The organism is Brevibacterium luteolum (genome assembly GCF_013004595.1).
GTDB classification, from domain to species: Bacteria; Actinomycetota; Actinomycetes; order Actinomycetales; family Brevibacteriaceae; genus Brevibacterium; species Brevibacterium luteolum.
Genome location: NZ_JABEMC010000001.1, coordinates 99,010 through 117,857 on the forward strand (window position 1 = coordinate 99,010; position 18,848 = coordinate 117,857).

General features: G+C 69.0%; 18 protein-coding genes and 1 tRNA gene. 9 read left to right on the forward strand and 10 right to left on the reverse strand.

Annotated elements, in window-relative coordinates:
* Nucleotides 1–127: 127 nt before the first annotated feature.
* The 3 genes from HLA91_RS00515 (at nucleotide 128) to HLA91_RS00525 (ending at nucleotide 4,659) form a co-directional block, all read left to right on the forward strand.
* The gene (locus HLA91_RS00515) at nucleotides 128–1,627 is read left to right on the forward strand and encodes a malate:quinone oxidoreductase (RefSeq protein ID WP_204514248.1); all 1,500 of its coding nucleotides are present in this window, start codon (nucleotides 128–130) and stop codon (nucleotides 1,625–1,627) included.
* Nucleotides 1,628–1,855: 228 nt separating this feature from the next.
* On the forward strand, nucleotides 1,856–3,424 hold the full coding sequence (locus HLA91_RS00520) for a PrsW family intramembrane metalloprotease (RefSeq protein WP_239557121.1): 1,569 nt from the start codon (nucleotides 1,856–1,858) through the stop codon (nucleotides 3,422–3,424).
* Between the two features lie 8 nt (nucleotides 3,425–3,432).
* Complete coding sequence (locus HLA91_RS00525; RefSeq protein WP_170273100.1) at nucleotides 3,433–4,659, forward strand: MarP family serine protease; 1,227 nt, start codon at nucleotides 3,433–3,435, stop codon at nucleotides 4,657–4,659.
* A gap of 4 nt (nucleotides 4,660–4,663) precedes the next feature.
* Here HLA91_RS00525 and HLA91_RS00530 read toward each other — a convergent pair whose 3' ends face one another.
* The 3 genes from HLA91_RS00530 to upp form a co-directional block, all read right to left on the reverse strand.
* Nucleotides 4,664–5,593: an endonuclease/exonuclease/phosphatase family protein gene (locus HLA91_RS00530; RefSeq protein ID WP_170273101.1), complete on the reverse strand. Its 930-nt coding sequence runs from the start codon at nucleotides 5,591–5,593 to the stop codon at nucleotides 4,664–4,666.
* Between the two features lie 144 nt (nucleotides 5,594–5,737).
* Nucleotides 5,738–6,520, reverse strand: a complete 783-nt coding sequence (locus HLA91_RS00535) for a winged helix family transcriptional regulator (protein ID WP_170273102.1) — start codon at nucleotides 6,518–6,520, stop codon at nucleotides 5,738–5,740.
* A 497-nt stretch (nucleotides 6,521–7,017) separates the two neighbouring features.
* Complete coding sequence (gene upp / locus HLA91_RS00540; RefSeq protein WP_102161094.1) at nucleotides 7,018–7,653, reverse strand: uracil phosphoribosyltransferase; 636 nt, start codon at nucleotides 7,651–7,653, stop codon at nucleotides 7,018–7,020.
* 110 nt (nucleotides 7,654–7,763) lie between these two features.
* Here upp and HLA91_RS00545 point away from each other — a divergent pair, with 110 nt between their 5' ends.
* The 3 genes from HLA91_RS00545 to HLA91_RS00555 all read left to right on the forward strand — a co-directional run bounded on the left by HLA91_RS00545 (nucleotide 7,764) and on the right by HLA91_RS00555 (nucleotide 8,907).
* Complete coding sequence (locus HLA91_RS00545) at nucleotides 7,764–8,309, forward strand: tRNA adenosine deaminase-associated protein (RefSeq protein ID WP_102161095.1); 546 nt, start codon at nucleotides 7,764–7,766, stop codon at nucleotides 8,307–8,309.
* A gap of 40 nt (nucleotides 8,310–8,349) precedes the next feature.
* On the forward strand, nucleotides 8,350–8,781 hold the full coding sequence (gene tadA / locus HLA91_RS00550; RefSeq protein ID WP_170273515.1) for a tRNA adenosine(34) deaminase TadA: 432 nt from the start codon (nucleotides 8,350–8,352) through the stop codon (nucleotides 8,779–8,781).
* 38 nt (nucleotides 8,782–8,819) lie between these two features.
* Nucleotides 8,820–8,907: transfer RNA gene (locus HLA91_RS00555), tRNA-Ser, on the forward strand.
* Nucleotides 8,908–8,990: 83 nt separating this feature from the next.
* On the opposite strand, the gene HLA91_RS00560 is transcribed toward HLA91_RS00555, so the two are convergent.
* The 5 genes from HLA91_RS00560 to HLA91_RS00580 all read right to left on the reverse strand — a co-directional run bounded on the left by HLA91_RS00560 (nucleotide 8,991) and on the right by HLA91_RS00580 (nucleotide 13,510).
* Nucleotides 8,991–9,518 (reverse strand): dihydrofolate reductase family protein, encoded by a 528-nt coding sequence (locus HLA91_RS00560; RefSeq protein WP_170273103.1) that lies wholly within the window; start codon nucleotides 9,516–9,518, stop codon nucleotides 8,991–8,993.
* Between the two features lie 74 nt (nucleotides 9,519–9,592).
* Complete coding sequence (locus HLA91_RS00565) at nucleotides 9,593–10,357, reverse strand: glycosyltransferase family 2 protein (RefSeq protein ID WP_102161097.1); 765 nt, start codon at nucleotides 10,355–10,357, stop codon at nucleotides 9,593–9,595.
* Nucleotides 10,354–11,340: a glycosyltransferase gene (locus tag HLA91_RS00570; RefSeq protein WP_170273104.1), complete on the reverse strand. Its 987-nt coding sequence runs from the start codon at nucleotides 11,338–11,340 to the stop codon at nucleotides 10,354–10,356. Before HLA91_RS00570 ends, HLA91_RS00565 begins: the two co-directional genes overlap by 4 nt.
* Nucleotides 11,337–12,410 carry a glycosyltransferase gene (locus HLA91_RS00575; RefSeq protein ID WP_170273105.1) on the reverse strand — a complete coding sequence of 358 codons (1,074 nt, stop codon included), beginning with the start codon at nucleotides 12,408–12,410 and terminating at the stop codon, nucleotides 11,337–11,339. Before HLA91_RS00575 ends, HLA91_RS00570 begins: the two co-directional genes overlap by 4 nt.
* A complete protein-coding gene (locus tag HLA91_RS00580) occupies nucleotides 12,410–13,510 on the reverse strand; it encodes a glycosyltransferase (RefSeq protein WP_170273106.1) in 1,101 nt (366 codons plus the stop codon). Before HLA91_RS00580 ends, HLA91_RS00575 begins: the two co-directional genes overlap by 1 nt.
* A 196-nt stretch (nucleotides 13,511–13,706) precedes the next feature.
* Between HLA91_RS00580 and HLA91_RS00585 the strand changes: the two genes are divergently transcribed.
* Nucleotides 13,707–14,693 carry a glycosyltransferase family protein gene (locus HLA91_RS00585; RefSeq protein WP_170273107.1) on the forward strand — a complete coding sequence of 329 codons (987 nt, stop codon included), beginning with the start codon at nucleotides 13,707–13,709 and terminating at the stop codon, nucleotides 14,691–14,693.
* A complete protein-coding gene (locus HLA91_RS00590) occupies nucleotides 14,690–16,060 on the forward strand; it encodes a glycosyltransferase family 2 protein (protein ID WP_170273108.1) in 1,371 nt (456 codons plus the stop codon). The genes HLA91_RS00585 and HLA91_RS00590 overlap by 4 nt, the downstream gene beginning before the upstream one ends.
* On the opposite strand, the gene HLA91_RS00595 is transcribed toward HLA91_RS00590, so the two are convergent.
* Nucleotides 15,992–16,735, reverse strand: coding sequence for a hypothetical protein (locus tag HLA91_RS00595; protein ID WP_170273109.1), 744 nt, complete (start codon nucleotides 16,733–16,735; stop codon nucleotides 15,992–15,994). The two genes, HLA91_RS00590 and HLA91_RS00595, sit on opposite strands and share 69 nt — an antisense overlap.
* A 130-nt stretch (nucleotides 16,736–16,865) precedes the next feature.
* Between HLA91_RS00595 and HLA91_RS00600 the strand changes: the two genes are divergently transcribed.
* Nucleotides 16,866–17,456, forward strand: a complete 591-nt coding sequence (locus tag HLA91_RS00600; RefSeq protein WP_170273110.1) for an isochorismatase family protein — start codon at nucleotides 16,866–16,868, stop codon at nucleotides 17,454–17,456.
* 73 nt (nucleotides 17,457–17,529) lie between these two features.
* On the opposite strand, the gene HLA91_RS00605 is transcribed toward HLA91_RS00600, so the two are convergent.
* Entirely contained in the window at nucleotides 17,530–18,741 is a 1,212-nt protein-coding gene (locus tag HLA91_RS00605) for an aminotransferase-like domain-containing protein (RefSeq protein WP_170273111.1), read from the reverse strand.
* Between the last annotated feature and the right edge of the window lie 107 nt (nucleotides 18,742–18,848).

Below are 18,848 nucleotides of genomic sequence, written 5' to 3' on the forward strand. Positions count from 1 at the left end.
GCGCGCGAGAGCAGGGCCTCCCCGAGTTCGGAGGCAGCGTGGACGGGGAGTAAACTGCGTGATGATCCTCCAATTATCAGCGGCGTGCCCCACAGGGCGGCCTGACCTTACGATCCGAGGGATTTCATTGACTTATACGAAGGAAAGCGCCGACGTCGTCCTTATCGGCGGCGGCATCATGAGCGCCACGCTGGCGACGCTGCTGGCCGAGCTCCAGCCGGAGTGGGATGTCCGCGTCTTCGAGCGCCTCGACTACGTCGCCCGCGAAAGCTCGGACCCGTGGAACAACGCCGGCACCGGCCACGCCGCGCTGTGCGAGCTCAACTACTCGCCGGCCGATGCCAACGGCGACGTCGACATCACCAAAGCGATCAACATCAATGAGCAGTTCCACGTCTCACGCCAGTTCTGGTCGCACCTCGTCGACGAGGGCGTGCTCACCGATCCTTCGACCTTCATCAACCAGGTCCCGCACATCTCCTACGGCCGCGGCGAGAAGGGCCGGGACTACATCCGCGCCCGTTACGAGACGATGGTGCGCAACCCGCTGTTCAAGGAGATGGAGTACACCGACGACCCGGCCGTGCAGGCCGAGTGGCTGCCGCTAATGTTCGAGAACCGCGGGCCTGGCCAGGTCAACGGCCTGTCGAAGTTCGACACCGGCACCGACGTCGACTTCGGCTCGCTGTCGCGCCAGCTGCTCACCCACGCCGGCACCAAGAACGCCCAGATCCTCACCGGCCACGAGGTCTCCGACCTCAACCGCACCGCCGAGGGCTGGCGCGTGCACGTGAAGAACACGACCGCCGGTGAGACCTTCGCCGTCGACGCGAAGTTCGTCTTCATCGGCGCCGGCGGCGGTGCCCTGCACCTGCTGCAGCGCTCCGGCATCGCCGAGGGCCACGGCTACGGCGGCTTCCCGGTCTCCGGCCTGTTCCTGCGCACCTCGAACCCCGAGCTCGTCGCCCGCCACCACGCCAAGGTCTACGGCCAGGCCGCCTTCGGCGCCCCGCCGATGTCGGTTCCGCACCTCGACACCCGCGTCGTGCAGGGCAAGGAATACCTCATGTTCGGCCCATACGCCGGCTTCACCCCGAAGTTCCTCAAGAAGGGCCGGTTCACCGACCTGCCGTTCTCAGTGCGCGGCAACAACCTGCCGGTCATGCTCAACGTCGCTAAGGACAACTTCGACCTCGTCAGCTACCTGCTCGGCGAGCTCGCCTCGACGAAGAAGAAGCGCTACGAGGCGCTCGCCGACTTCACCCCCGAGGTCAACCCGGCCGACTGGGAGTTCATCACCGCCGGCCAGCGGGTTCAGGTCATGAAGAAGGACAAGGACAAGGGCGGCGTGCTCGGCTTCGGCACCGAGCTCATCTCCGCGGCAGACGGCTCGCTGGCTGCCCTGCTCGGTGCCTCACCGGGCGCCTCGACGGCCGCGCCGATCATGTTCAACCTGCTCAAGAAATGCTTCCCGCGCCAATACGACGGCTGGGAGGCACGCCTGAAGGACATGGTGCCCTCGCTCGGCCGCCAGCTGCACGAGGACGAGGCGCTGCTCGACGAACTGTCCGAGTACACCGCCCGCACCCTGCAGATCACCCCGCGCGAGAACCGCGACCTGGACTGAAGTTAGGGCTGATGGAGGCCGCCGGGCATCGTGTCCGGCGGCCTTCGCCGTGCCCGAGGCGGTGGTTCAGTTCCAGCACAGATCGCCTGTGGCTTCAGTTGAGGCGGATGTGGCAGAGTGTGCCGCATCTGCCACACGAGGTGACCGGCGGTGTCCGTGTGCGTGCGTAGACTGAGGTGACACCGCCACCATTGACCACTTGCGATACGGACTGAGAGGGCGCAGCACATGTCTGACCCGCGTTACCCCGGCCCCCAGGGTCAGCCTCACCAGCGACCCCCGCACGGCCAGCCCTTCCCGCAGCAGGGCCACCCCTACCCGCAGCAGGGGCCGCCGCAGCAGGGCCCGGCGCACGACCGGTTCCGCCCCCAGCCGCAGCCCGGCCCGCACGGGTCCGGTCCGGCACCTCAGCAGCCGGGACCGCACGGCCATCCGCACGGCCGGCCCTTCCCGCCCCAGCAGCCTGCGCCGCACGGCCAGCCGATCGGCCCCGGCGGCTACGGCCAGCCGGAGCAGCGCGCCTACGCGCAGCCGCGGTTCTCCCCGACGGTGACCCAGGAGATGCGCATGCGCGCGCAGCTCCAGCCGCGCATCGGCGGGCCTGCCGAACAGCCGTGGGTCACGCAGGCGATCCAGCGCCAGCCCCAGCTGGCCAACCCGACCGAGGGCGCTGATCTCGCCCGCACCATCGTGAGCATCGGGCTTGTCGTACTGCTCGGCATCGGGCTGCTCCTCATCCTCGGGTTCAGCGCCGTCCTGCTGCCGGCCGGACCGATCGTCATCCTGCTGGCGGCGATCCCGCTGCTGTTCATCATGCTCATGGTGTGGTGGTTCGACCGCTGGAAGCCGCAGCCCATCCTGCTGCTCGTCGCCTGCCTGCTGTGGGGTGCCGTCGCCTCGATCATCATGACGCTCGTCGCCCAGGTCATCGGCATCACCGCCCTGGCCCTGGCCGGCATCGACGCATCCGGCGACGTGCTCGGCGCAGTCGTCTTCGCGCCGTTGTTCGAGGAGTCGACGAAGGGCGTCTTCCTCGTCGTCATCGTCCTCGCCGCCCGCAAGTACTTCGAAGGACCCCTCGACGGCTGGGTCTACGGTTCCCTCATCGGTGCCGGCTTCGCCTTCACCGAGAACCTGCTCTACCTCTCCTCATCCTTCGAAGAGGCCGCCCTCGGAGGCCTCGCGATGACCTTCGTTATGCGCGGGGTGATGAGCCCGCTGCTGCACTCGACCTTCGTCGTCTGCCACGGCCTGTCCATCGGCTTCGCCGCCCGCCGCGGCCAGTGGTGGCTCGTCGTGCTCATGTGGTTCCCCGGCCTCATCGCCGGCATGTTCCTCCACGCATTGTGGAACGGCACCGCCACCATCGTCGGCTCGCTGGGCCTCCTCAGCCTCGTGATCATGGTCGGCCTCTCAGCCATCATGTCCGGCTTCTGGCTCGGCAGCGGACTGCTGCTGCGCCGCAACGAGTCGATCCACACCCGCCAGTCGCTCGGCGACTACGCCAACGCCGGCTGGCTGACCCACGGTGAGGTCGACATGCTCGGCACCTGGAAGGGCCGCCGCGCCGGCAAGCGCTGGGCCAACCAGTACCCCGGCGCCCTGCCGGAGATGCGCCGCCTCATCCGCAAGTCCGCCGACCTCGCCAGCATCCGCACCCGCGTGCTCGCCGGCATCGGCGGGGAGAAGGAGCGGGAGGTCGAGAAGTACGAGCTCGACCAGTTCGTCAAGATCCGCACGAACATGATGCGCCGCGTCCAGCAGCCCCAGGGCTTCAACCCGGCAATGCGCAGGTAACCCCACTCGTGGCCGCTGTCGACGTCGTCATCGTCCTGCTCGCCATCGGCGCGCTGCTGCTCGGCTGGAGCCGCGGTTTCCTCGTCGGTGCCTCGACGCTCGTCGGCTTCATCCTCGGTCTCGTGCTCGGCCGGCTGCTCGCCGGCCCAGTCGCCGAGCTGCTGGTAACCACGGACATCGTCCACGACCGCAATCATCCCGCCGCCGAGGTGCTGTTTCCGCTGCTCCTGGCCGTCACCTGCTCGGTCGGTCTCGGTCTGCTCGGTGCGTACCTGCGCACGAAGCTCACGAGCCCCAGCGGCCGCGGTCTCGACGCCACAGGCGGGGCGCTTTCGAGCATCATCGCCACCCTGCTCGTCATCTGGCTGGCCGCCGGCTGGATCCGCACCACCCCGTTCCTGCAGCCCAACCGGTGGGTCGCCGACTCGGCGATCGTCGCCGCGATGGACCGGATGCTGCCGATCACCTCGACCGAGGCGCTCGGCACACTCGGCACCGCCTTAGCCGACAACGGATTCCCGCAGGTCTTCGAAGGCCAGCGCGAACGCATCCGCGGGGTCGGCGAACCGAACCCGGCGATGGTCGACGTCGGCCGGCAAGTCGACGGATCCGTCGTCAAAGTCGTGACCTCACGCACCGAATGCGGCCGCCTGCAGGAGGGCACCGGCTGGGTCTACGACGACGGGCTCGTCGCCACGAACGCCCACGTCGTCGCCGGCGCACAGTCGCTGACCGTGCAGATCGCCGGCACTGGCGAACCGTACAACGCCGAAGTCGTCGCCTTCGACCCCGGCACCGATGCGGCAGTCCTGCGGGTGCCCGACCTGCCGGCACCGGCGCTGGAACTCGGCTCCGACCTCGGCGCCGGGGCAGACTCGGTGCTCGTCGGATTCCCGGAGAACGGGCCGTACACAATCTCGCCGGCGCGCGTGCGCGAGCAACTCTCGGCCCGCGGCCTCGACATCTACAACGAGGACAGCGTCACCCGCGACATCTACTCGGTGCGCGGGATCGTGCGCTCAGGCAACTCCGGCGGCCCGCTGCTCGACGCCGAGGGCCGGGTCGTGGGGATGGTGTTCGCCCGCTCGGCGACTGAGGCGGAGACCGGCTATGCGCTCACCCTCGATGAGATCGATGGGATCCTGCGCCGCGGCCAGCAGGCAACTGCCCCGGTGAGTACCGATCGGTGCGCCGAGCAGGTCCCGCAGCATCAGCAGCAGACGCAGACCGGCTGAGCGCTCAGCTCGCTGGGACGTCGAGGTAGCTGATGATCGCCCGGTGATCGCTCGTGCCGCGGTCGAGCACACGATCACCGACCGGGTCGAGACCGCGCACAAGCACATGATCCAGGCGCACGACCGGGAACACGCTCGGCCAGGTGAACCCGAACCCGCCGCCGACAGCCTCACGGGCGTCGACGAGTTCGGAGCTGAGCTCCTTGAAGTAGCGGTCGGAGTTCGCGGAGTTGAAGTCACCGGCGACGATGACCCGCTGGGCGTCATCGGACTTGATCCGCTCGGCCAGCTCGTTCAGCGCCGAATTGCGCAGGGACTCCTGGCCCGGGCGCACCGAGGGCATGTGCACCGAGTACAGGCGCACGTTGCCCTTGTCGGTCTTGAGGGTGGTGGCGATCGCGCGCGGCCACTGCATGCCGAGGTCGATCTCCTCGGGTTGCGTCATCGGCCAGCGCGACCAGAGCCCGATCGTGTCGGTCACCGCGGTGTGCTCGAAGGCGGAGTCGAGCTGCTTCTTGATGATCTTGCCCGACAGCGACTCGATCTCCTGGATGGCCACGACATCCGGGTCGTGGCTGATGAGGTTCTGTGCGGTGGCTGTGGGCTGCGGCATCCGCGCGCCGACGTTCTGGCTGGCGACGACGATATCGGCATCATCCGGGGTGTCGGCCGGGCGCAGGTACGGGTAGAACATACCGCCCCATACGAGCGCGGGGATGAGCACGCCGAGGATGCCGAAGACGGAGAACCGGATGAGTGCGGCGATGAGCAGCAGGACGAGCAGCACCCACGCCCACGGCAGCAGGGATTCGACGATGAGCGCGATCCCGCGGGTCGTCGGGATGAGGGTATGCATCGCGAGCAGGGCGGCCAGCAGCAGCCCCACCACGAAGACGACAATGCCCTTGCCGGGCGAAGACTGACGTTTCTGCATCGGTTGAACTATAGGGCGCAAAGCTGATTGAACGCTTAAGGACACCCTGGTGAGACGGCCCGGGCAGGGGACTCACAGCAAGGTCTCACAGCACCCTCGGCAAGGCCCGCATGCCGGGCCTTCTCACCGGCGCCGAGGCGGTGGTCACCGGGAGGCGGTCGCCTTCCAGACGGTGACGTCGGGGTGGGCATCGTAGCGGTAACCGGCCCCGCGGATCGTGCGCACGATCGAGGAGAAGGCGCCGAGCCGATTGCGCAGCCGGCGGATGTGCACGTCGACGGTGCGCTCGTCGGGCCGCTCGGGGCTCTCGCCCCACAGCGCGGTGATCAGATCGCCGCGTGAGAGCGTCGAACCGGCGGCCGAGACGAGCGTGGCGAGCAGGTCGAACTCCTTGGTCGTCACTGCCGCCAGCTGTCCGTCGACGGTGACTTCCCGTCGCGGGATGTCGATGCGTACCCGGGTCTTGGCATGCGGGGCGAGCTCCTCGCGCAGCTGGGGTGGCCGCACCCGGGCCGGCACGCGGGAGCGCACCGGTCCGTGCCGGCCGGCCGGGGTGCCGGTGGCTGCCGGGGAGCCGGTCGCCACTGCCCGCACGGCGTCGAGGTCGCGGTCCGGTCCGTCGGGGGCCAGGGCGATGACGGTCTGCGCTTCGGCCTGCGGGGAGAGCTCGCGGATGTGTTCCTGCAGCGACTGGGCGATGGCGGTGAGGTTGGTGCCGTCTTCGGCTGCCGTGTCCTCATCGAGGCCGATGTAGACGATGATGCCGCGGGCCGGCTTGTGAGCCGGGGCTTCGCTGGTCTGGCGGCTGCGGCCGTCCGGGCCGAAGACGCGGGGCGCGGTGGCGGGATCAACGGAGGTCAATCGGGCTCCCTGGCGGCGTGTGGCTGCGGCGCTGCGCGGGTGGAACGGAAGGGGTGAAACAGTCATGGTCGAAGTCCTTGGGCGTGAGCAGTGGAGTCAGGCGCATCGTGCTTCACGTCCGCGGCCCATGCCTGTCGTCACCGCAGGCCGCGGACGCAGCGCATCATGGCGATGGCGCTGCGCGCGAGGCGGTGACAGGGCGAACGGTGCATGGCTGTCATTATTCTTCACAGATTTCGCGCAACGCAATCGGCGGGTGCGGATCTGAGACTTTTATGACGTTTTATGACAATCTCTGGCCGGTTATGTGCCGACAGTGAGCCGCTGTCCTCGTGTTTCCGGCCGGCCTGCGGGCGGGCCAAGATCAGCGTGAGGCCACCTCAGGGGCGCAGCCCGCTGACCAGGATGAACGCGCCAATGAGCGTTTCGTGCTGAATCGACGCATCTGGATTCAGCACGAAACGCACATGATCAGCCCGGATCGTGTGCGTTTCGTGTAGAAACCACGCCTCCGGATTCAGCACTGAACGCGCATCGGAGCTGAAGAGGCCCCTCGCACCGGCTCAGACGACGCCGTACATGCGGTCGCCGGCATCGCCGAGACCGGGCACGATGTAGCCCTTCTCGTTGAGCTTCTCGTCCAGGGCCGCGGTGTGGACGGTGACATTTGCGATGCCCTCGTAGCGCTCCTCGATGTGGCGCACGCCTTCCGGGGCGCTGACGAGGCAGATCGCAGTGACGTCGGAGACGCCGCGCTCGAGCAGGAAGTCGATCGCCATCGCCAGGGTGCCGCCGGTGGCCAGCATCGGGTCGATGACGAAGACCTGCCGGTCGCGCAGGTCGCTGGGCAGCCGGTTGGCGTAGGCGTGGGCTTCGAGGGTCTCCTCATCGCGGACGAGCCCGAGGAACCCGACCTCAGCGGTCGGCAGCATCTTGAGCATCCCATCGAGCATGCCGAGACCGGCGCGCAGGATCGGCACGACCACGGGCCTGGGGGAGGAGAGCTTGGTGCCGGTCATCGGGCAGACGGGAGTGTTGATCTCCTTGTCGACGACCCGGATGTTGCGGGTGGCCTCGTAGGCCAGCAGTGCAACGAGCTCTTCGGTCAGTCCGCGGAAGCGACCGGGATCGGTGCGCTCGTCGCGCAGCACGGTGAGCTTATGGGCGATGAGCGGGTGATCTGCGATGTGGAGCTCCATGCCCCTGAATCTACCGGATCGTGACGGCCTGCGGTCACCCGGTGAGATGTGGATCTTCTGCATCCGGGCAGAGGCTGGTCTGCCGAGCCGGCATCGGACAGAATGGAGACATGGCTTATTTCACCGAGATCCTCGCCGAGGGCGCGGACGGATACCGGCCCCTCGACCTCGACATGCGTGATGCGGCAACGCTGGACGATCTCATCGACATGATGCGCAGCGCCGGTGAGGACGGCGAGGCGATCGCCGTCATTGAGCATGAAGACGAGTGGTTCGGACTCGTCCGGCTGCTCGCCGATGACGAGGTGCGGGTGTTCATCTCCGATATCGCTGCCGCTGAGGAGAGCCCGTACGCCGACATCTTCGCCGACTACCTCGATTCCGGCCCGTCGACACTCGATGACTCCGAGCATTTCGACGCCGGCCCCGAGCATGACGGCGATGACGATGATGCCGAGGACGAGGCCGAAGTCGGCATGTTCGAACCCGAAGCCGATGCCGTCTGGGGCGGAGACGCAGACATCTACGCAGATCGCGATGTCACCGCCGATGAGCTGATGGAGCAGGTCAGCCGCTATCAGTCCGACCCGGCGCGTGTCGTCGCCCACATCGGAGAGAAGGCCGGCTTCGCCGATGCCCTCGGCTCAGCCGGCTGACCGCGGCGGCATCGCCCACCCGGCGGTCTACCGGGAATGGATGGGCGCTGCCCTCGACGCCGCCGCCCGCACCGATGCCAGCGCCGATGTCCCGATCGGCGCCGTTGTCATCGACGCTGCCGGCACGATCATCGGCACCGGCTTCAACGAGCGCGAAGCGCTGCATGACCCGACTGCCCACGCTGAGGTGCAGGCGCTGCGCGAAGCCGGCCGGCACCTCGGGAGCTGGCGGCTGACCGGCGCCACCCTCGTCGTGACTTTGGAGCCGTGCGTCATGTGCGCCGGTGCCGCGGTGGCTGCCCGCGTCGAGCGGATCGTCTTCGGCGCCTATGACGACAAGGCCGGTGCCTGCGGTTCGGTGTGGGATGTCGCCCGGGACCGGGCGAGCCTGCACGTGCCCGAGGTGGTGGGCGGGGTGTGTGCCGATGAGTGCGCCGCCGGGCTGGTCGAGTTCTTCGCCTCCCGCCGCTGATTTGGTGACGCCCGGGCACCCGTTGTAGAGTATTCCGCGGTAGCGTGTCCGAGCGGCCGAAGGTGCAACACTCGAAATGTTGTGTACGGCAACCCCGTACCGTGGGTTCAAATCCCACCGCTACCGCGCATGACACATGAGCCCTGACCAGCGAGAACATCGCAGGTCAGGGCTCATGTCATTCCCGCCCGGGGCAGGCGGATCACCGTTCAGTTCGGGCGCATGATGAGGTGCTGGGCACCGGTGTCGAAGGTCTCATGCGAGACGATCGAGAAGCTCTGCCCATCAAGCCCATCGGTCCACTTCTGCTCACCTGACACGACGACCGGATCGATGAGCAGATTGAGCTCGTCGACCAGCCCGGCCGTCAGCAGCCCGCGCAGCGTCGCGAGGCTGCCGGACATCCCGATCCAGTTCGGCGTGCGCTCCTTGAGCGCCTTGACCTCAGCCATGCTGGAGAGCACCTGCGTGTTCTCCCACGGCGAGGACTCCAGCGTCGCCGAGAGCACGTACTTGGGGATCCGGTTGATGAACTCGGCGAAGGGGTCCTCGGCCTGCGGCCAGTACGCAGCCCACGCATCGTGGAGCACCCGGCCCATGAGGTAGCCGTCGCAGCGCATGATGTGCGCATCGACGGCCTTGCCCATCGCGGTGTCGAAGTACGGCCCATGCCAGCGGTCGGGGTGCTCGGCTGACCCGTCGAGTGTCGTGAAGAGATTGACGGCTAGCTGTCCCATCTGGGTCCTCTCTGCTCAGCCTGTTAACCGGCGGCTCTGCCGGTGGTGGCCTGCGGTGTTCAGTGTACGGGGATCTAGAGCCAGTCCTGCATCGGCCAGTATCCCCAGCGGGAGTGGAAGAGCGCGGCATTGGCGCGGATCGCCTCCCGGTTGCCTGCCGCAGCGTGGCTGGGCGGATGCCACTGGTGGAAGGCATCAGCGCCGCCGGTCCACAGCATCGGGATCCGGTGGGCACGCAGCTGCATGCCGAAGTCGGTGTCCTCCCCACCGTATCCGCGGTAGTCCTCACTGAACCCGCCGAAGGCCTCCCGGCAGTCCCGCCACAGCCGGGCGGTGAGGGCGAAGGACAGTGACCAGAACAGCTGGTACTCATCTTCAGCGGCCGCCTGCATGACCCCGTCCGCCGGGGCCGGCCGGCCCGGGTGCGGATTGCGGTATCCGGTGAGCGCGTCGAGCGTCTCCGCGGTGACCGGCTGGTCCTCACGCAGGTAGGTGACCGGCCCGCAGGCCACCGCGTCCGGGCGCTCGGCCAGTGCTGCGGTATAGCGGTCGATGAGACGTGGGCCGGGCAGGCAGTCGGCGTCGAGGAACACGATGACTTCAGCCCCGGCATCGGCTGCGTAGTCGCCTGCCATGTTGCGGGCGCGAGCGAGCTCCAGCCGGCCGGGCGCGGTGGCATCGAGCACCGTCGAGCCGTCCAGCTCGAAGAGACTCTCGCCGATCGCCACAGTCGTGTGGTCGGCCGCCGGTGCCCAGCGGGCAAGTGCCGCGCGCTGCAGGCGCACCCGCTCGGCCCGGTCGGCGGAGGCCAGGGTGACGACGTGGACGGCCGGCCTCACGGGGCGCCTTCCACCGGTGGATGGTGTGCCGCCCGGCTGCGGTCGGCGACCGCGAGGATCTCACGTGCCGCCCGGCCTGCCGCCCCGGCCGTCTGCCAGCGGCTCCACTCCGGCTGCCGGGACCCGGCGGCGGCCACGATCTCAGGCCACACCTCGGGCGCGGGCAGCTCCGTGACGACCTCGGCCAGCCCGGCATCGGCGAGCACAGCAGCGGTCGCGGCCTGCTCGTCATATGGCCGCTGCTGGGGCACGATGACCGCCGGGCGGTTCGCGCAGGCGATGTCGGCGATCGCGTTCTGCCCGCCGGCGGAGATGACGACCGAGGCACCGGCCAGGTCGGCATACGGGTCCTCGCGCCACGACTCGGGTCCCAGCAGCCGGCAGCCGGGTCCGAGGTGGTGCTGGACCTGCTGCCAGTAACCGGCCGGAGCATCGGCCCCGCCGCGGCCGAGCAGGATGACCGGCCCATGCTGATCCGCGGCCGGTCTGCGGCCGGCGAACCGGGAGATCCCGCCGACAGCGATGACCTTTCCGGCATGTGTGCGCAGGTGCTCGGGCAGCCTGACCCAGTCGGGCCAGGCGGCGATGATCGACTCGCACATCTGGTAGCCGAGTCGGTGGGCGGCATCATTCCGGACGCCGGGCATCGCCAGGGTGGTGACCGGCACACCGAGCAGCCTGAGGAACACGGCGACCTCGACGGACACGTCGACGTGGACGGCCCGCGGCTGGGCCTCTGCCACCCAGGCGGCCAGAGCCGCCATCCGCGCGCGCAGGCCCGGGTGGTCGCGCGGCACCCAGTGCAGCGCCCCGCCGGCGGTGACATCGGCCCCGCGCTCCTCGGCCGGGGCGTCGAGCGGCAGCCCGATGTCCGCGCGCGGATGCGAGGACAGGATGACCGTCTCCTCGGGGATCTCAGCGGCGATCGCCTGGCAGCGGAAGAGATGGCCGGTGCCGTGATGGTGAGCGTAGAAGCCGATCATGAGATGAGCTCGGCGGCGACGCGTCCGGTGCCGATGACCTCGCTGTACAGCCGCAGGTAGCCTGTGACCATGTGCCGGCAGTCGAACCGGGTGACCGCCATCCGGCGGGCGCGGGCGCGGTCGAAGCGTCGAGCCCGGCCGATTGCTGCGGCGAGATCGTCGACATCGCCGGGACGGGCGAGCAGTTCGGGGGCGTCGGCGAGCACCTCGGGAATCCCGCCGCGGGCGAACGCGGCCACCGGGGTGCCGCAGGACAGCGACTCGATCGTCACGAGCCCGAAAGGCTCATCCCAGCAGGGGGTGACGACCGTGACCGCAGCCGCCCCAACCTCGGCGGCGATCTGCGCGTCGTCGAGATGCCCGACCCACAGAGCGTCATCGCCTAGGCGCGGCTCGATTTCGGTGGTGAAGTAGCGCGGTTCGGCGCAGCGGCCGATGATGCGCAGCGGCACACCGGCAGCCCTGCAGGCATCGATGGCAAGGTGCAGGCCCTTCTCCGGGGTGATGCGGCCGAACCACACGGCATGATCCCCGCCCGGGCCAGCGGCGAAGGTGCGGGTGTCGACGCCGTTGTGGACGACGGTGGCCGGTTCGGGCAGCTGCCACTGCCCGGCGGTGAAGGCGCTGACCGCAGCGAACGAACCGGCGCTGCTGCCAGCCCGGCTGATCGCCTCATCCAGGGGCGCCCCCGGCGGCACGTGCAGGGTGGTGAGCATCGGCACCCGGCCGGAGGCACCGGAGAAGAACGCCGGGCTGACCGAGTTGTTGTGGATGAGGTCGTAGGGTCCGTCCTGCAGGCGCTCGAACAGCTGCCGGTAGGCGGTGTGCTCGATGTCCTGGGCGCCGGGCGGGTAGGCGTCGTCGCGGGCGATGTGCTCATGCCCCGTCCAGTCGATGCCCGGCAGCTCGAACTCCTGCCGGTGACCGCGTGAGCCAGCCGAGGCGTACAGGTCGACCTGCACGCCCGCCTCGCGCAGCCCGGTGGTCAGCCGGTCGCAGAACACCTCGAGTCCCCCGCCGAAGGGCGGGGTGATGGGCATGCGGGCAGGCCCGACGACGGCGACGCGCATCAGCTGCCGTCCTCGGTGAGGAACATCGCCGGTGTCGCCACCGCCGCAGCAGCACTCCTCGGGGCCATGGCCTGCGCATACGCGTCCGCGTAGGCCTGCTGGGCTGCCGGCGCCCGGTCAGCGACATCCCCGCGGGCGATGCGCCCGCGCCTGATCGCCCACACCGCGGCCTCGGCCGCTGCGGCACCGCTGCCGGTGCGATAGGTGCGCACCGCCTCGGGCGCGTCCGCCTGACCGGCATAGTGTCCGCAGTCGGGGGCGATGACGCTCAGACCCAGGTCGCGGCACATCTCCAGCCAACCCGAATGCGTCCCATGCGCATATGGCAGCACCGATACAGCGCACCCCGAGAGCGCCCGGTAGAGCACAGCATCCGGGAGTCGGGCTGTCAGATGCAGGTCGAGGCCCGGTGCGGCACCGGAGTCGGCGGCAGCCTGCAGGGCAGTCACCGTCGGGTGTGCGGCACTCGACCGGTGCGCCCACACCTCCAGCCATGCCCCGGACCGGTGCAGACCTGAAGCCAGCGACAGGTAGAACGCCGGGTCGGTGACGACGTTGGTGCGCAGATCCTTGAGGAACACGGCCGCCGAGCGCCCGCGCCGGCCGCTGGCGGTCATGATCTGGGCGGCTTGGGCGGCTGGGACGATCGGCGGGTGGGCGATGACGTCGGCGGAGACGTCGTAGTCGGCGGCCAGTTCGGCTGCCGCGCCCGAGGTGAGGGTGAAGACTGCAGCGGCAGCGGCGGTGAGTGCGCGCAGCCGGTCGCGATGCGCACGCTGATCTCTCAGGTGCGGGTTGGCCAGATCGTGGACGGTGACGACGAGCGCTGCGTGGGCATCAGCGCAGGCGCCGATGAAGTCGCGGATCTGTGCGAGACTGCGATGCTCGAACCCGAAGTGGACGTGGACGATGTCGAACTCGCCGGCGTGCGCCCGGATCCAGTCGGCCTCCAGCCCGGGGTGCGGATGCCAGCCTTCGCCGACAGGCAGCTGAGCGGGCCTGACGGGTTCGGCAGTCGGCGGCCAGGTGGCATCGACGAATGGGTGCTGGGCAGGGATGGAGAGAACTCGGGGGCGAGCGTCGAGCTCCGGAGTCTTCATCGCCGAACCGGCCTTTCCAATGGAGTCAGCTGCATGCGTGCAGCGCGGTCGCCGCAGCAAGCAACTCGTGCACCTGCGTAAGCGAGGACAAGAAAGCTTGTCGGTGCCGGTGCAGGGTAAGGTGACTTGATGGTATCACCGTGCGGCGCCGATCCGGTTCCGCATACATGATTCCGGGTCAGAGTCGAGGTGAACAGTGGACGCACATGCCGTTGAGCACATTCTCACCGGCCCGCCTGCCCACGGAGTGATCCGATTCGGGCGACATCTGCACCAGGCTTTGGGACAGGGGTTCGTTCGTGAGGCTCTCAACCCGGCGCAGCTGCCGGCCCCGGCTGCCGACGCCGAGCTCGTCCACATCAGCTTCACCGACCACCTCTGCGGCCCCGACCCGCAAACCGCTGTCGACACAGTGCTGCGCCTGGCCGCCGGTCGGCTGCTGAGCTTGACTCTGCACGACATCCCGCAGCCTGGCGAGGGTGCTGATCGCTGCGCCCGCCGGCAGGCGGCCTACCTCAGGCTCGTGCGCGCCGCTGACGTCGTGGTGACGAATTCTGAGTCTGAAGCCCGCCGGCTGGAATCCGCCGGGGCCATCCACGTCGTGCCCCTGCCGATCGAAGCACCGCGTCCGCTGGCTGCAGCTCCCGGCCCACCGACGGCCGGATCTTCAGACGGGGGTATCCCGGTCATCGGCATCTTCGGGTTCGTCTACCCCGGCAAGGGCTGCGAGGACGTCATCGACGCGGCTCCGGCCGGGACCCGCATCCTGCTGCTCGGAGACGTCGCTGACGGCCACGCCGGCTACCTTGCCGGGCTGCGCTCGCGGGCGGCAGAGCGCGGCATCGACCTGCAGTGCACCGGCTACATCCCCGACACCGAACTCCCAGCCGCCCTCGATGCGGTCACCGTGCCGGTCTGCGCCCACCGCCACGTCTCCGCCTCCGGCTCCCTCAACACCTGGATCGCCCATAACCGGGTGCCGCTGACCACCATCTCGGACTACACGACCGAAGTCGCCGCGCGCTGGCCGGGCCGGCTGCGCCTCTGCACGCCCAGCACCCTTGCCGAGGCACTCGCCGCCGCCTGCTGCACACCCGCGTCGACATGGGCTGACACACCCCCTCCGGATTGGGGCTGGGCTGAGGTCGCCGCCGCCTACCGCCGTATCTGGAGCACCGTATGACAGCCCCGTCCGTGTCCGTCATCATCCCCTACTACGAGAATCCGACAGGGCTGAGCGCGGTGCTCGCCGGGATCAGCGCGCAGGAATACACAGGCGACATCGAGATCATCGTCGCCGACGACGGCTCGGCCACCGCGCCCGAGGTGCCGGCCGGCGTGCGACTCGTCCGCCAGGACGACCGGGGCTTCCGTGCCGCAGCCGCCCGCAACCTCGGTGCCGCGCACGCCAGCGGGACGATCCTCGTCTTTCTCGACGGCGATACGATCCCGCAGCCTGGCTGCATCGCCGCCCTGGCAGAGGCGCTCGTCGAGGAGCCGTGGACGCTGGCCGTCGGCAGCCGCCGCATGCTCGACACCGACACTACTCCGCCGACCGACCTCGGCGAACCTGCCTGGCTCACCCGCGCCTGGACGGACACGTCGGACCTGCAGCGCATCGACGACACCGGCTTCCGGTTCATCATCTCCGCCGTCCTCGCCCTCACCCGCGAGCTGTTCGAGACGATCGGCGGGTTCGACGCAGGCTTCATCGGCTACGGCGGCGAGGACTGGGAACTCGCCTGGCAGGCCCGCCTGGCCGGCGCAGACTACCGGCACCTCCCGCACGCCCTTGCCCACCACCTCGGCGGCGACTGGGCCCACCGCTGGGGTGCAGACACCGCCGGCAAGCGCGCGGAGAAGAACGCCGAGTCGATGGCACTGGCCGCCAGCATCACGCATCCGATCATGCGCCCTGCCGGCATCGTCTTCGCAGTCCCCGACATCCTCGTCCACCTGCCGAGCAGCGGCGACACGGGCTGCGACGTCGCCGCGATCACCGCGCTGTTGGCCGCCGGCGACGTGCACGTCGTGGTCACCGCAGGCCAGGGCGCTGCTGCAACCGGCCCCGAGATGCCGGGCGTCTTCGCCGCCGACCCGCGGGTCCACGATGTGGTTCCGGAATGGAGCCGGGCCCGCCCACGCTTCGATGTCTGTGCACACCGGGCTTTCTGCCCCGGACCGGGCGAGCTGCAGGCAGTGTGCGAAGCAGCCGCCATGGCCGAGCGCTGCGCGACGGTGACCGATAGCACCGGTCAGCTCTACGCTGAGATCCGGCCGGCTCGCGCGGTGGCACTGGCGGCCCGCGGCCCGCGGCACAGGCGGGGGAACAAGCCGCAGCCCGGATCCGAACCCGGGCTGCGGCTCGTGCGGCAATGGGCCCTCCCTCCGGCCCTGCTGGCGCTCGAGGACACGTGGCGTCAGGCTGCCGAAGAGGAGCTGAAAGGGTGCCAGGCGGGAATCAGCGTGGGTGAGCCTGGGTCAGCTGACGGCTTCGTCGTAGGCGCTGACGAGGTCAGTGGTGAGGCCGACGGACTTCTCAGTCGTTGAGTCGTGCAGGGCGGAGCCGGTGACGAGCCCGTTCTTGACCACGGCTGAGACTGTGTGCTGCTCTGTGCCCGGAGCCATTGGGCTCGTGGCGACGGTCTCGACTGCCTGGCCGGCGCCGGGGATGTCGACGACGTCAACAGACATCTCCATCTCGATGCGCTCTCCAGCCACTGTCATCGTCATGTTCGAGCAGGTGGAGTTCGTGTCGATCATGTTCTGCAGTGCCGCAGCGGCATCATCGTCCGTCTCATATGAGGCGATCGCCGCCGTGTAGCCATTGTCGTCGCTCAGCGCCGACGTGTTCGGGACATCGGCAGAGGGCTTGGTCACGAGCTCGATGAGGACGTCTTGGCAGGCGGCTGGTTCGACGTCGGCCTGTTTGAACTGCTCGATTGCGCTCTGCACCTCCGGCGGCTCCGCATCGATGGTCGCAAAGCTCTTCCCGTCGTACGTCAGCCCGTTGAGCACTGTGGCAAGCTCGTCTTCGTTCAGCTGCTTGAGGGCATCGTCTGCGGGCGCGGAGGTCTCCTCAGCGGGCTGCGCAGTGCCGCCCCCGGCCTGTTCGGCGGACTTGTCCGCTGCGCCGGAACCGCCGGAGCATGCAGAGAGGACGAGGGCTATTCCGGCTGATGCAGCAAAACCGGCGGCCAGCCGAAAGGGGGATGGGTGTTCCATGCGGTGCTCCTGGCGTGAGGCGGGTGCTGTGATCCTCAGCTTAAAGGGCGGAACCGGGAGGGGACAACGAGGTTCTGTTGCAGTCCTGCGACAGCCGGTTTCTGCTGCTGCCTGCCATACACTGAAGGATATGATTTCCGAACTCAACCGCGAGAGCACCGCCCTGGTCCTCGTCGACATCCAGAACGACTTCTGCGAAGGCGGCGCCCTCGGGGTCGAGGGTGGGACGGAAGTGGCCCGCCGGGTCGCCGACTTCGTCACCGCGCATCGGGACGACTACGCCCGCATCGTCGCCACCGCTGACTGGCACATCGATCCCGGCGATCACTTCTCCGACCGCCCCGACTTCATCAGCACCTGGCCGGTCCACTGCGTGGCCGGCACCGACGGTGCTGCTTTCCACCCCGAGCTCAGACCGGCCATCGACAGCGTCGATGCGGTCTTCCGCAAAGGTGAGTACGCGGCGGCCTATTCGGGATTCGAAGGCCATCTCACCGATGACGACTCGGTCATGCTCGCCGACTGGCTGCGGGCAGAGGGGATCCGCTCGATCGTCGTGTGCGGCATCGCCACCGATCACTGCGTGCGCGCCACCGTGCTCGACGGCCGCGATGAGGGCTTCGCCGTCCGGGTGCTCGTCAATCTTGTCGCCGGCGTCGATGAGAACCGGTCTGCCGAAGCGCTGCAGGAGATGAACGCCGCCGGCGCCGAACTCTCCTGAGACGTCAGGTCCAGAAGCGGTCAGTCCCAGCAGGCGTCAGCCCGGGAGACCGCCAGCTGCAGAAAGGGTCAGCTCAGCCCCTCGCGCGCTCCAGCACACCGGCCAGCCGCCTGACGCCCTCGTCCATCCGCTCGGCCGGCGTACGCGAGAACGACAGCCGCAGATGGTCATCGGTGGTCCGGTCGACGAAGAACGGGGCTCCGGGCACATAGGCGACTCCCGCCTCGACGGCAGCCGGGGCGAGCGCCTTCGCATCGATGCCGGGCACCTCCACCCAGGTGAAAAACCCGCCAGCGGGCTGCGTCCACGTCGCTGCGCCGTCCAGGTGCGTGCCGAGTGCGGCCAGCAGGGCCGCACACCGCCGGGCGTAGGCGCGGCGGATAGCCGGCAGCCCGGCGGTGAAGTGGCCTTCGCGAATGTAGGCGTCGAGCATGCACTGCGCTAATGCGGAAGCGCACTGGTCGGTCGTCGTCTTGACCTCGGCCATCGCCGCGATGATCGTCTCCGGCCCACACGCCCAGCCCAGCCGGGTGCCGGGCGTGAAGGTCTTGGAGAACGTGCCGATCTGCACGGTGACATCCGGGCCGAGCTGATAGATCGAGGGCAGGTATGAGCCGTCGAAGGCGAGATCGCGGTACGCGACATCCTCAACGAGGAGGATGCCGGCCTCCCGGGCCGCAGCGACGAGCGAAGCACGGCGCGCAGTCGAGAGAAGCAGACCCGAAGGGTTCTGGAAATCGGGGATGACATAGGCGAACGCCGGTTCCGCGCCCTGCTTGCGGGCGGTCTCACACGCCTCGGCGAGGGATTCGGGAACAAGGCCCTCAGCGTCGCTGCGCATCGCCACCGGCACCGCCTCATTGGTGGTGAACACCGTGCAGGCCCCCAGATACGTCGGCGCCTCGACGAGGACGGCAGCGCCCGGATCGGCCAGCGCCTTCGTCACCAGGGTGAGCGCGTCGACCCCGCCGGAGGTGACGATGAGCTCGCCGTCGGCCGGTGTATGCTCCTGCGTCTGGCTGACGAGGGTGCGCAGGGACTCGCGCAGCGAGGCCAGTCCGCGGTTCGACGCGTACTGCAGCGCCACCTCGGGCGCGGTGGAGACGGCTTTGGCCGCCAGCTCGCTCAGCAGCTGTGCATCGAACAGGCCGGGGTCGGGGAACCCGCCGGTGAAGTCGATGAGATCCCCGCCCTGCGCTGCGAGCGCGAGGATCGCCGAGAGCTCACCGGGCCCGCCCTGGGCGCGACGGGCAAGAACATGGGACAGGTCACCGTGCTGTGTCATGCCGACACCCTAGAGCGGTGCCGCGCCGGTAGCGACGCCGTCCCATCTGGCGGGCAGGGCAGAGGACTGGCGGGCAGCTCCGCGGCCCGGTGCGCAGGCGCCAGGCA

Bases quoted from the DNA above. Each gene is read 5' to 3' on its own strand.
- HLA91_RS00520 (WP_239557121.1), top strand. From the start codon at position 1,856: ATGTCTGACCCGCGTTACCCCGGCCCCCAGGGTCAGCCTCACCAGCGA.
- HLA91_RS00530 (WP_170273101.1), bottom strand. From the start codon at position 5,593: ATGCAGAAACGTCAGTCTTCGCCCGGCAAGGGCATTGTCGTCTTCGTG.
- HLA91_RS00535 (WP_170273102.1), bottom strand. From the start codon at position 6,520: ATGACTGTTTCACCCCTTCCGTTCCACCCGCGCAGCGCCGCAGCCACA.
- upp (WP_102161094.1), bottom strand. From the start codon at position 7,653: ATGGAGCTCCACATCGCAGATCACCCGCTCATCGCCCATAAGCTCACC.
- HLA91_RS00545 (WP_102161095.1), top strand. From the start codon at position 7,764: ATGGCTTATTTCACCGAGATCCTCGCCGAGGGCGCGGACGGATACCGG.
- tadA (WP_170273515.1), top strand. From the start codon at position 8,350: ATGGGCGCTGCCCTCGACGCCGCCGCCCGCACCGATGCCAGCGCCGAT.
- HLA91_RS00560 (WP_170273103.1), bottom strand. From the start codon at position 9,518: ATGGGACAGCTAGCCGTCAATCTCTTCACGACACTCGACGGGTCAGCC.
- HLA91_RS00570 (WP_170273104.1), bottom strand. From the start codon at position 11,340: ATGATCGGCTTCTACGCTCACCATCACGGCACCGGCCATCTCTTCCGC.
- HLA91_RS00575 (WP_170273105.1), bottom strand. From the start codon at position 12,410: ATGCGCGTCGCCGTCGTCGGGCCTGCCCGCATGCCCATCACCCCGCCC.
- HLA91_RS00580 (WP_170273106.1), bottom strand. From the start codon at position 13,510: ATGAAGACTCCGGAGCTCGACGCTCGCCCCCGAGTTCTCTCCATCCCT.
- HLA91_RS00590 (WP_170273108.1), top strand. From the start codon at position 14,690: ATGACAGCCCCGTCCGTGTCCGTCATCATCCCCTACTACGAGAATCCG.
- HLA91_RS00595 (WP_170273109.1), bottom strand. From the start codon at position 16,735: ATGGAACACCCATCCCCCTTTCGGCTGGCCGCCGGTTTTGCTGCATCA.
- HLA91_RS00600 (WP_170273110.1), top strand. From the start codon at position 16,866: ATGATTTCCGAACTCAACCGCGAGAGCACCGCCCTGGTCCTCGTCGAC.
- HLA91_RS00605 (WP_170273111.1), bottom strand. From the start codon at position 18,741: ATGACACAGCACGGTGACCTGTCCCATGTTCTTGCCCGTCGCGCCCAG.